This is a genomic window from Nonomuraea sp. B208 (genome assembly GCF_057536035.1).
On sequence record NZ_BAAJOU010000025.1, the window covers coordinates 65,294 to 76,658 of the forward strand.

The following is an 11,365-nucleotide window of genomic DNA, read 5'->3' on the forward strand; positions in this document are numbered from 1 at the left end:
CCATGAGATTCGACGACCATCGCGTTGTCATCACCGCTGCCGGCCGCGACTTCGGGCGAACCCTGGCCCTCCGATTCGCGGACCTCGGCGCGGAGGTCTTCCTGTCCGCGCGCACCCTCGCCGCCGCCGAGCGCGTCCGCGACGAGATCCGCGGCCGAGGCCATCAGCAGGTCCACGCGTACGCCTGCGACCTGACCGATCCCGCCTCGATCCGCGACTTCGCGTCCGGCGTCGCCCAGCACACCGACCGCGTCGACATCCTGATCAACAACGGCGCGAGCTACCTCCACGGGCCGGACCTCCAGTCGGCCTCCGACGCCGCTGTCGTCGACACCATCGCCTCCGGCGCGACCGGCACGGTCCTGACCGTGAAGAACTTCCTCCCCCTCCTGCTCAACTCGGACAAGCCGGACGTGGTGACGATGGTCTCCGCCTGCGGAACGGCCGGGCATCACCGCTCGGACGCGCACGACGCCTTCTACGCGGCCAAGAGCGCCCAAGCCGGTTTCACCGAGATCCTCTCCAAGCGCCTGCGGCCCCGGGGAGTCCGGGTGATATCGCTCTACCCGCCCGACTTCGACAACCCCGACCCCCTCTCCGAGGAGTGGGAGTCCACGCCACGGGAGGCCAAGGACGCCCTCACCGCGCAGTCACTCGTGGATTGCATCCTCTTCGCGGTCACCCAGCCCCGCGACTGCTTCATCAAGGCATTCCACTTCGAACAGGTCTGAGCGGGTCACATCGCCGCCCGCTCTTTACCTGTGACGTCATCGACTCACTGCACGGCCGCCTGCCACGATCACGGAGTACGAAGCGCGACCGACCGGAAGGGATCCCATGTCTGCCTACGTCATAGCTCACCTGCGAGAGGCCGCCCCGCACCCGGAGATCGTCGAGTACATGGAGCGCATCCCCGCCACCTTCGAGCCGTACGGCGGCCGCTTTCTCGTGCGCGGCGCGAAGCGCAAGGTGCTGGAGGGCAGCTGGCCGGGGGACATCGTGATGATCGGCTTCCCGGGGATCGAAGAAGCGCAGAGCTGGTGGGACTCGCCCGCGTACCAGGAGATCGCACCGCTGCGCTCACGGCACATCGAGGGCGACATCATCCTGGTGGAAGGCGTCCCCGAGGGCTTCGACCCGATTTCCACCGCGAACGAGATGCGGGAGGCGCTAGGCGCCCGTGGATAGGCACTGACGACGTCGCGCCCGGGTCGGCAGGTTCACCGGGCGGCCCATTGTGCCGTCCCTCGTGGCCATCGCCACTCTCACGAACCCAGATTGTTGAAGAAGCAGGCGTCGGAGAGCTCGGTCAGGTGCTTGAGTTTGTCCTTCGCCACGGCCTGCCGATATGTCTCGGGGTCATCGGCACGAAGCGCCTTGAGTGCCCTCTCAGCGATGTCGATGTCGTTCTGGAGCGCGGTCTTGACCGCCGGCCGAACCGCCTTCGCCAGATTGGCCTTCTGAAGGTCCAGGATCTCGGTCAGGACGTGCTCGGTCGGCGGAAGCGGCACCGTTCCGCTCAACGGGACCTGGTTCCACTTCTCCATGACTTCGGTCAGGTTCTCGCACCCCGGCGGCATCCCCTGCCCTTTCGCGCCGGATTCTTTCGCGGCAGGCGCCGTGGAATCCGCTGCCGAACTGGACGAATCAGCCTGCGGAACCTGAGTTCCGTCTCCTTGGGTGGCCACGACGATGACAACCGCAGCTGTCACCGCAGCGACCACCGCACCACCCGCGATAAGCAGCTTGCGATTCCCCTGCGGAGGAGGAGGGACGTTCTCGGTACGGGTCGGCGACGAGACCGCCGAGACAGGACGACCGGCCGCCGCCACAGGGCCGTTCGGCACCCGGGGCAGCTCAAGAGCATCAATCATGGCCAGAGCCTCGGCAGCGGTGGGCCGCCTGGCCGGATCCTTATCCAGCAGCCGGGTGATCAGTGTCCCAAGCCCGCCGGCCTCGCGAGGAACAGGCGCTTCCCCTAACAGCACAGCGGTGAGCGTCTCCGTCGGGGTGTCCCGATGGAACGGGGACACCCCCTCCAACGCTTGGTACAGCGTCACCCCGAGCGAGTACAGATCCCCCGCACCCCCGCTGTCCACGCCGTTGAACCGTTCCGGCGCGATGTACTCCAGCGAGCCCATCAGCCCACCGCTCATCGTGAGAGCGGTGTCCCCCTGCTTCACCGCGATCCCGAAGTCGGTGAGAAGCACGCGCCCGTCCCCCCCGAACATCACGTTCGCCGGCTTCACGTCCCGGTGCACGATCCCGGACGCGTGCGCCGTACCGAGGGCCTCCAACAACCCCTTGGCGACCAGTGCGACCGCGCGGGCCTCCAACGGACCATTCTGGAGAATCCGCTCAGCGAGAGTGCCGCCGTCGACGAGTTCCATGACGATCCACGGCGCCTGATCCTCGATCACCACGTCATGGAGGGTGACGATGTGCGGATGCGACCGCAGCCGTGCCGCGTTGCGCGCCTCCCGCTCGGCGCGCCGCAGCCGCTGCGCATGCTCCTCGTCGGAGGCGGCCGACGGGAGCCAGACCTCCTTCACCGCCACATCCACATCGAGAGATTCGTCGTGAGCCTTCCAGACCCGCCCGAAGCCCCCGCCGCCCAGAACAGACTCCAGGCGGTACCGCCCGCTGATCAGACGTCCTGGCTGTGTCTGCGCGGCCACCATGCTCCCTCGTCTGCGCCGAAGTCCTGACAGCGTACCTGTGCGTACGCGCGCGAATCTGTCAAATCCCCAGACCCGCGGTGTACGCCGAACGCCTTCGGAAAGGTGACGTGGCAGGCACGACCCCCTACCCGTCAAGGGTGCGGCGGCGACCACACGTACGGCGTGGTCGTGGTCACCGCGCGGAAGCCGAGCCGCCGCAAGATCGGCGCGCTGTCGTCGGACGCGTCCACGTGCAGGTACCTGACCTCGCGGGCAACGGCGCGATCCGCCCGGGCGGCGACCAGCGCCCGGTAGATGCCCCGGCCACGCCATGCCGGCAACGTGGAGCCGCCCCACAGACCGGCGAACTCGGTGCCCTCCCGGAAGACCAGCCAGGCTGCGGAGACCACCTCCCCATCGGCTTCGGCGACCATGACCACGATCTCGTCCGGAGCCGCCGACACGCGGGCGATCAGATCATCGCCGAGCCAGGACCAGTCCTGTCCCCAGACGACGGACTCCATGGCCGCGATGCGACGCATGTCGACATCGTCGGTCATCTGCCGCAGGGTGACACCACTCGGCAGAGCCGGTGCGGCGGTCATGTCCTTGGCCAGGCCGATGAGGACCGTCTCCTGCTCCTCCGGTACGAAGCCCGCCGCGAGCAGACGCTCGGTGAGGTCGGCCGGCTGGTCGTGCCCGCGGGTCTTCCATTCGACCGCCTCGCCACGCGCGGCGAAGTAGTCGCGCTGGCGGATGATCAGCCGGTCGAGCTCTCCGCCGCGGACGCCGACGTCACGCGGGGCGCTGACGAAGCCGCGGAACTGGCCGACGATCCGCAACAGCGGACCGTCCTGCTCGTACGTGACCCCGGCGGGCGGGTGGGGAGGCACTCCCCGCATCTGCTGGTCATAGGCCGCGAGCAAGTCGTCGATGTCTGTCACAGGACAAGACAGTAAGGGTCATGACAACTGATTTGTCCGGCCACACCACTAGGCGCAACCGAGCGAACCCCGGCGGCGCCTCGTCACGCCGGCGATCCGAACCATTGGCGGGTGAGGTCGCGTACGGCCTCCAACCAGCGCTCCGGTGGATCGCCGGCGGCGATCACGTCCGCGGCGCCATGCACGACGGTGAACAGGTTCGCCAAGACGCTCATCACCTGCAATGAGGCCGACGACTCTATGGCCCTCCCCAGGATCACAAGACATGTTGCCCTGCCGCTGACTTCTGCCATCAGTCGCCCGGCATACGCAGCATCTCGCGGATGGCCTCCCGGAGAGGTGGCCAATCGTTGCCGAATGCCAAGCTCGCGTGGTGGTAGGCGCCGAATCCCCTGGGGTGACTTCCTGGTCCTCGCGCCGCGATGTCAAGAGCAATACCGGCCTGCATCTTGAGCCACGCCGGGTTCTCCTCCATCGGTATATCGTCGTCTTCGTCTTCGTTCAGAGTGTCGTAGTATTCCCCGGTCAGTGGCGCCACGAGCTGTTCTCTAAGCTCCACGATCCTCTGATAGTCGGCACAACGCCCGACGCGCAGGTCGGCGAGAACCTCCCGGGCCACAGGGAACTCATCGAGCCGGAATCGCAAGCTCAACTGATCTGCCAGATGCGACAAGACGGTGAATTGACGAGATTCTGATGCGGCCCTGGCCTCTATCCTCAGCTGCAGCTCGGGATCTCTATCGAACTCAGCCTTCATCTTCGCCGATATCGGCTCATCGGCGATGGGCCATTTGAAGGTGATGCAGGGCAGCGGCCTGTTGAACCATTCGCCACTGATCCTGACCCCCGTGCACAGCTCAACGGCGGCCATCGCCCCTGCACGCCAATCCGCCTCTTCTTCGGCGAGAGCGGTCGCGAGCCGGTGCAGCTCATTCTCGATGAACGGATGCCGCTTGTCCGCCCACCCATCAGGGAACATGGCGTCGATCCTGACCACGACTTCGCCGTCAACCGCATAGTTGAAGCTGTTGTGGGCGTTGACATTCCACTGAACGCTGCACGCACGCCCCCCGCGGCTGAGCCGTCGCAGGGCGGAATCCAGTGTTCCCAGGAAGCCGTTGTTCTCGAACAAGATCAGAGCCGAATCCACGCGGTCGATCAGCATCAGATGGTCGCCGAGGTATCCATAATCGGCTGGATCCGTCACCCCGAAAACCTCGTGCTGACTACCACCGCTCACAAGCATCCCTACATCTGCATCCGAGACGGGTGTTCCGTCATGCGGGAGGACGACAGTCCAGCAGGATGCCACTCGTAACCCCGGCTCCTCTTGAAGAAACTGACGGTAGTGAGAAAGCAGTCAGAAAGACCGCCTTCGGCCCTTCGTCACGAAATCAGTTCGACATAACCACATGATGATGTGCAGTTCTACGGCTCAGCCCGCACCCACTGACCGTCATGATTCGCAGACGCTCACTGGCGATCGGTCGCTCACCCTGTAGCGAGATCTTCGAAACCCAGCTTCAGCCAGCTCTGCCCCACGACGACATGAAGCTCACTGCCTCGACCCAGCACAGTCGCCGTCCTGGACACCGCTCGCCCGTTGGGCATCACCAGCTGTGCCGGACGATCCGCCGAAAAGGCTCCTCCTCGAATGCTCCCAGCGACCAGCCGACGCCGGCCCTTATAGCCGCCCACGAAGACGACTCGGTCATCGGCGACTACAAGCGCATGAGCGCCGCGCACCTCCGTGGACCAGCCGGCGATCACCGCAGCCCGGATTCGCACGATGGGGAAATCGGTGTAGTAGTAAGCCCAGGCATCCTCTCCCACCACATTCAACGCGTAGCAGTCGGCGATCCCACCGAACTCCCCGTCGTACGGATAACGCCACGCGATGTCCAGATAAGACCGGAAGCGAATCAGTCCGGGGGAGCCGATAGGTGCAGGACTGTCCGCCTCTCCCCATCCGCGGTTGCCGCACACCCCTTCGTCGAAGTAGCTCACCCATATCTCGCCGGAAGGCGTCGTCTGCACGTCTTCTATTCCGTCTCCCAGCACACCCTCTCGCTGGCGCTTCCCGTCGGCATCGTAGATGGCGGCGTTGGACTCGGCAGCCCCGTTACGCCAGCGGCACCGCGCACCCACCAAGAGCACCCTCCCGTCCCGCAGCGGCTGGGCAATGGGGTGCGCGAGTGACTGCCCGGCGATGGGCACCGTCGTCGTCAGGTGGGGTCTGTACGTAGCGACATGCACGGAGACGGGCGCGGCCGTACGTGAATGAGGAAAGGACGTTCCACCTGGTCCGACAGTACGTGCGGTCAGCGCCTCGGCGTTCTCTCGCGGCGCCCACAAGACGACCAGTTCCCCCTCGGGACCTGTCGCCGCACGCACCAGCTTCGCATCCTGGAATGGCGCAACCAAGTCAGCATGGTGGCGCAGCCTCGCAACGCCCACCTTCCGACTTCTCCCGCTTCGGCCTCGCATGGGGGACACATTATTGATCGCTCGGCTGGATCGTGACTGATATATCCGCCAGTGCATCTGCGCGGAGCGGAAGCGGGCCGGGGACAGAAGGGCTATGCCGGCCTCGCGTGTACGTCAACCTGGTCGCAGTTCCTGGTCATTGGATGCCATCGGCCGCAGTCGAGCTTGAGCTGGAGGAGTCGGTCTGCTGAGCCTGCCCGGGTCGATGGCGGGCGAGACGATCAGGCTGTCGTCAGCACGATTTCGACATGGTCCTGACAGAACAAGAAGCCTCTGACCGCGAATCCCCTGTTCAGGAACCACGTCGCCGATTCATGGGCTTGAGCTCGGCCAGGGCGTCGAAGAACTCCTGCCGAGAGATCTCGAAAGGCGAGAACTCCTTCAGATCGAGGTCCGCGTAGGTCAGTCCGCCGAACTCGTCATCATCGTGCAGCTCGTCATACGCGAGGACTACTCCGTTGGCGTATACCTCGACCTGTTGACGAACGGTTCCGGCGCCGTCGATCGCGAGGTAGTACACCGACGTTCCCCAACTGGCGTACTGGTCCCCACGATCAGCGTCCCAGAGCCGGCGAAAGTATCTCACCGAAGTCATCTTGGGCCGGCCGTCGCCGCTGTCGCCAGAAGGTCCGTCCACTCGTCGAGGGGCCGACCTCGTCCGAAGTCCAGGTCTTCGCCTCGGCAGCGAGCTATCGGGTGACGGAGAAGGCCAAGGATCATCTGATCATCTACACGAAGACGGATGGGATGGAGCATCACGACGATCTCCAAGCTGCCTCCGACAACTACGTCCGTGCAGTGCGGCTTCGTGTGCAGTAGGCGTCGGATCGGTGCGAGGCCGTTGCTGTACGGCGCAGCTGCACAGAGATCAAAAAAAGCCCCTCCCGAATCCCGGAAGGGGCCTTTGAGCTGCAGAGCCGACGAGGGGAATCGAACCCCTGACCTTCTCCACCGCCATCACGGACGCCTGCTTGGCGACCCCCATAGCTTGATCGATTTCCAAGGACCTCCACCCGCGTCCACGGACGTTGTTGACATCCGCGTTAGCAAGATCAGGTACGGACTAGGACCAGCGGAGACGCGCTTCGGAGCGATCAGAAGCAACCCAGCGGAGGAAGCTTACTGTCAGCAGGAGTTGTGACAGCCGAGTCCGGCGACCGTACGGCGGCTCAGCGCCGCCTAGCATGCGACCATGCAGGAATGACAACGAGAAAGGCTCATGGTCGCTGAGCACCGCCTCGCGCTCCACGCGACGCTCCCCGACCGCTACGCCCGACATGAGGTCCTGGCCTCGACCATCGACCGCTGCGGCCGGCTCGCCGCCCTGGTCGCCGACCCCGCCCAGGGCTTCGTCGCCATCCCGCGTCTCTCCGCACTCCGGCCACCCCCACGCTACGACGCAACCGCCGTCATCTGCGACGGGGCGGAGGTCCACGAGATTCCGCTGACAGGCCTCGACCAACGGTTCACCCTGATCGACAGCTACGGCGACGGCATCGTGGTGGCCGCTGCCCGCTGTAGGCCCATAGGCCTCGGCAGCAAGCACTATCAAGAGCCGGTTCCAGAGGACGAACTACACCTCACCGACAACGTTCGAATCATCGATGGAAGCGGACAAACCCAGTCGGCTTTCTACGCCGGTGACGGCCTCGAGCAACTCATGACAGACGCCCAGGGCGGCATCTGGATCAGCTACTTCGACGAGTCGAACTACTGGTTTCCCAACCCAGACGGCACCCGCTCCAACGGCTTCGCGATCGGCCTGACGCGCTGGAGCAGCGACGGTGGCCAACCCTGGATGGCGCCGTTCCACACTCCAGACGTCTTCTGGTGCCACTGCTACGCGTTGAACGTCGGTCGTGACGTGGTCCACGCCTACCCCTACCCCGACTTTCCGCTGATCGAGATCGATCATCACGACGTCCGCAGCATCACCCCGAACCCCATCACAAGCTGCCACGGCCTGGCCATCTCTGGTCCTGAGATGGCCTTCCTCGATCAACACCGAACGGGCGGCGGATTCCGCTGGGAGATCCGCAGAGCCCGCCGACAAAGCGGCGCCGTCACCGAGTCGGACCGGCTGAACCTGCTGCTGCCACACGACCGACACCCGAACGGCTGGGCACGAGGGAAGATCGGCAGAGACGGAACACTGTGGCTACACGAGGACGGAGACCCGCGCCATTGGTACCGCTATGAAATGAACTCCTAGCTCCAATCCAGGGCCGCCACCAACGCCTGAAGCCCCTGAACCGGAAAAGCCAGTTCAGGGGCTTCATCTCGCAGAGCCGACGAGGGGAATCGAACCCCTGACCTTCTGTTTACAAGACAGATGCTCTGCCGATTGAGCTACGTCGGCGCGGCCTATCAGTGTAGACGCTAGAGGCGTCTCTGACGAGCGACCTCGTACAACGCCACTCCGGCCGCCACCCCCGCGTTCAGGGATTCGGCGGCGGCCTGCATCGGGATGCGGGCCAGGACGTCGCATTGTTCGCGGACCAGGCGGGACAGGCCCTTGCCCTCGGAGCCGACGACGATGACGGCCGGTTCGGTCAGGAGGTCGACGTCGGCGATGTCGGTGTCGCCGGTGCCGTCCAGGCCGATGACGAACAGGCCGGCGTCGCGGTATTCGCGGAGGGCGGCGGTGAGGTTGGAGGCGCGGGCGACGCGGAGGCTGGCGAGGGTGCCGGCCGAGGTCTTCCAGGCCCCCGCCGTGACGCCGGCCGAGCGGCGGGACGGGATGAGCAGGCCGTGGGCGCCGAACGCGGTGGCCGAGCGGGCGATGGCCCCCAGGTTGCGCGGGTCCGTGACCGAGTCGAGGGCGACGATCAGCGGGGTCTCGGCGGCGTCCTGCGCGAGTTCGACGAGCTCGGACGGGTGCGCGTAGTCGTACGCCGGGATCTGGAGTGCGATGCCCTGGTGGACCGCGCCCTCGGTCAGGCGGTCGAGCTTGTCGCGGGTGATCTCGAGCAGCGCGATGCCCTGCTCCGCGGCGATCTTGATGGAGTCGCGGACGCGGTCGTCGTTGTCGAGGCGCTGGGCGATGTAGAGGGCGGTGCAGGGCACGCCGGCCTGCAGGGCCTCAAGGACCGGGTTGCGGCCGCCGATGTATTCCGGTGTGTCCTCGGAGCGGCGCTGGCGGGACGCTCCGGCGGACGGGCGGCGGGCGCCCGTGCCCCCGCCGCGCTCCTCGCGCGCGACGCGCTCGGAGCGGGCCTTGTCCTTGTACCAGTGACGCATCTCGGCAGGCGGGGTCGCGCCCTTGCCCTGGAGACCGCGGCGTACCTGGCCTCCGGTGCCCTTGGTCGGGCCCTTCTTCTTCGCGGGCCTGCCCGAAGCCCTACCGCCTGCTGCCATGTGAACAAGGGTACTCGGGCCGCCGGGCGCCTCACTCCACTCGCACTCGGGCGGAGTGAGGCTCCGTCAGCGGGACAGCTCCCAGCGGGCGCCGTGCGGCGTGTCCTCGACCGTGATGCCCGCGGCCGCGAGCTGGTCGCGGATCGCGTCAGCCGCCGCGTAGTCCTTACGGGCGCGGGCCGCCTTGCGCTGCTCCAGGGCCACCGCCACCAGCGCGTCCACGACGGGCGACAGGTCGGAGCCGGTGCCGCGCCACTGCGGCGAACGCGGGTCGAGACCGAGGACGTCGAGCATGTTCTGGGTCTCGGCGAGCAGCCGCGCCACGGCCTCCTTGTCGCCGCGCGACAGCGCCACGTTGCCCTCGCGCACCACCTCGTGGACGACCGCCAGCGCCTGGGGCGTGCCCAGGTCGTCGTTGAGAGCGTCGACGAACGCCTGCGGCAGCGGCGCGTCCGCGTCCACGTCGTGGATGACCTCGGCGGCGCGGGTGACGAAGCCCTCGATGCGCTGGTAGGCGGCCGCCGCCTCCAGCAGCGCCTCCTCGGAGTACTCGATCGAGGAGCGGTAGTGCGGCGCCGCCAGGTAGTAGCGGAGCTCGACCGGCCGCACCTTCTGCACCATCTCGGGGATCAGCAGGGAGTTGCCGAGCGACTTGCTCATCTTCTCCGCGCCGATCTTGAGCATGCCGTTGTGCATCCAGTTGCGGGCGAACCCGTCGCCGGCCGCCTGGGACTGGGCGATCTCGTTCTCGTGGTGCGGGAAGATCAGGTCGATGCCGCCCCCGTGGATGTCGAACGTCGGCCCGAGGTATTTCGTGGCCATCGCCGAGCATTCGAGGTGCCAGCCGGGACGCCCGGGGCCCCACGGCGTGGGCCAGGTGGGCTCGCCCGGCTTCTCGCCCTTCCACAGGGCGAAGTCGCGCGGGTCGCGCTTGCAGCTCTCGTCGTCGGTGTCGCCCGCGCCCCGCATGTTCTCCAGCTTCTGGTTGGAGAGGGAGCCGTAGTGCTCGGCCCAGGAGCGGACGTCGAAGTAGACGTCACCACCGGAGGCGTAGGCGTGCCCGCGATCGATCAGCCGCTGCATGAGGGTGATCATCTCGGGCACGTGCCCCGTCGCCCGCGGCTCGACCGTCGGCGGCAGGCAGCCCAGCGTGTCGTACGCCCACGTGAAGGCCCGCTGGTTGCGCTCGGCCACCACGAACCAGGGCACGCCCTCCGCGGCCGACACCCTGATGATCTTGTCGTCGATGTCGGTGACATTGCGGCAGAACGTCACCTCATAGCCGGAACGGGTCAGCCAGCGCCGGAGCACGTCGAAGTTCACGCCCGAGCGGATGTGCCCGATATGCGGCGGAGCCTGCACGGTGGCCCCACACAGGTAAATCGACGCCCGGCCGGCTTCGACCGGAACGAATTCACGGATGGCGCGCGTGCTGGTGTCGTAGATGTGCAGGCTCACGAAGGCAAGGCTAACGCCTCATGGCCGTCATCAGGCCGATAAATCAGTCTCGCAACACGACCCTGTCCGGCCGAATCCGGACAACAAGGCGCTCGGTGCCCGGCTTGTCCTGCCACGGCTGGCCCCGGTACTTCTGCGAGAGCTCCTGAATCAGCGCTCCCTCGGGGTCCGGCGTCATGGTCACGGTGCCCCGGACCTCCAGATACCGGTACGGATCGTCGGGATCGATGATCAGCAGGCTCGCCCGCGGGTCGCGCTCGAAGTTGCGCGGCTTCACGCGGCCCTTCACGGTGGAGAAGAGCACATCGTCGCCGTCGGCGCGTACCCACACCACCGTCGACTGGGGGCCGCCGTCGGCGTTGAGGCTGGTGACGGTGGCGTAATTGGGCGCGTCCAGGAGTTTGCGCGCTTCCTCGGGCAACTCGGCCATGTCTCTCCTTGATCGGTCTCGGATCACAT

At 66.4% G+C, this 11,365-nt stretch carries 12 protein-coding genes and 1 tRNA gene; 3 read left to right on the forward strand and 10 right to left on the reverse strand.

Annotation, left to right across the window (positions count from 1 at the left end; genetic code table 11):
* The first annotated feature begins 2 nt into the window (after window positions 1–2).
* Together AC27IY_RS28200 and AC27IY_RS28205 are read left to right on the forward strand one after the other, a co-directional pair.
* Entirely contained in the window at window positions 3–731 is a 729-nt protein-coding gene (locus AC27IY_RS28200) for an SDR family oxidoreductase (protein WP_487179757.1), read from the forward strand.
* 106 nt (window positions 732–837) lie between these two features.
* On the forward strand, window positions 838–1,188 hold the full coding sequence (locus tag AC27IY_RS28205; protein ID WP_423451052.1) for a DUF1330 domain-containing protein: 351 nt from the start codon (window positions 838–840) through the stop codon (window positions 1,186–1,188).
* Window positions 1,189–1,265: 77 nt separating this feature from the next.
* Here the strand turns inward: AC27IY_RS28205 and AC27IY_RS28210 are convergent, their stop codons facing one another.
* The 6 genes from AC27IY_RS28210 to AC27IY_RS28235 form a co-directional block, all read right to left on the reverse strand.
* Window positions 1,266–2,681, reverse strand: coding sequence for a serine/threonine-protein kinase (locus AC27IY_RS28210; RefSeq protein WP_423451053.1), 1,416 nt, complete (start codon window positions 2,679–2,681; stop codon window positions 1,266–1,268).
* Window positions 2,682–2,812: 131 nt separating this feature from the next.
* Window positions 2,813–3,604, reverse strand: a complete 792-nt coding sequence (locus tag AC27IY_RS28215; RefSeq protein WP_487179758.1) for a GNAT family N-acetyltransferase — start codon at window positions 3,602–3,604, stop codon at window positions 2,813–2,815.
* Between the two features lie 83 nt (window positions 3,605–3,687).
* Complete coding sequence (locus tag AC27IY_RS28220; RefSeq protein ID WP_487179759.1) at window positions 3,688–3,819, reverse strand: hypothetical protein; 132 nt, start codon at window positions 3,817–3,819, stop codon at window positions 3,688–3,690.
* Between the two features lie 77 nt (window positions 3,820–3,896).
* Entirely contained in the window at window positions 3,897–4,811 is a 915-nt protein-coding gene (locus AC27IY_RS28225; protein WP_487179760.1) for a DUF6461 domain-containing protein, read from the reverse strand.
* 284 nt (window positions 4,812–5,095) lie between these two features.
* The gene (locus AC27IY_RS28230; protein WP_487179761.1) at window positions 5,096–6,028 is read right to left on the reverse strand and encodes a hypothetical protein; all 933 of its coding nucleotides are present in this window, start codon (window positions 6,026–6,028) and stop codon (window positions 5,096–5,098) included.
* Window positions 6,029–6,383: 355 nt separating this feature from the next.
* On the reverse strand, window positions 6,384–6,611 hold the full coding sequence (locus AC27IY_RS28235) for a hypothetical protein (RefSeq protein WP_487179762.1): 228 nt from the start codon (window positions 6,609–6,611) through the stop codon (window positions 6,384–6,386).
* A gap of 699 nt (window positions 6,612–7,310) precedes the next feature.
* Between AC27IY_RS28235 and AC27IY_RS28240 the strand changes: the two genes are divergently transcribed.
* Entirely contained in the window at window positions 7,311–8,303 is a 993-nt protein-coding gene (locus AC27IY_RS28240; RefSeq protein ID WP_487179763.1) for a hypothetical protein, read from the forward strand.
* Between the two features lie 74 nt (window positions 8,304–8,377).
* Here AC27IY_RS28240 and AC27IY_RS28245 read toward each other — a convergent pair.
* The 4 genes from AC27IY_RS28245 to AC27IY_RS28260 all read right to left on the reverse strand — a co-directional run bounded on the left by AC27IY_RS28245 (window position 8,378) and on the right by AC27IY_RS28260 (window position 11,336).
* Window positions 8,378–8,450 (reverse strand) — tRNA-Thr (locus AC27IY_RS28245).
* 20 nt (window positions 8,451–8,470) lie between these two features.
* A complete protein-coding gene (rlmB, locus tag AC27IY_RS28250; protein ID WP_423451059.1) occupies window positions 8,471–9,448 on the reverse strand; it encodes a 23S rRNA (guanosine(2251)-2'-O)-methyltransferase RlmB in 978 nt (325 codons plus the stop codon).
* A gap of 66 nt (window positions 9,449–9,514) precedes the next feature.
* Window positions 9,515–10,906, reverse strand: a complete 1,392-nt coding sequence (gene cysS, locus AC27IY_RS28255) for a cysteine--tRNA ligase (RefSeq protein ID WP_487179764.1) — start codon at window positions 10,904–10,906, stop codon at window positions 9,515–9,517.
* A gap of 43 nt (window positions 10,907–10,949) precedes the next feature.
* Window positions 10,950–11,336, reverse strand: a complete 387-nt coding sequence (locus AC27IY_RS28260; RefSeq protein WP_344217923.1) for a PPOX class F420-dependent oxidoreductase — start codon at window positions 11,334–11,336, stop codon at window positions 10,950–10,952.
* Window positions 11,337–11,365 lie beyond the last annotated feature (29 nt).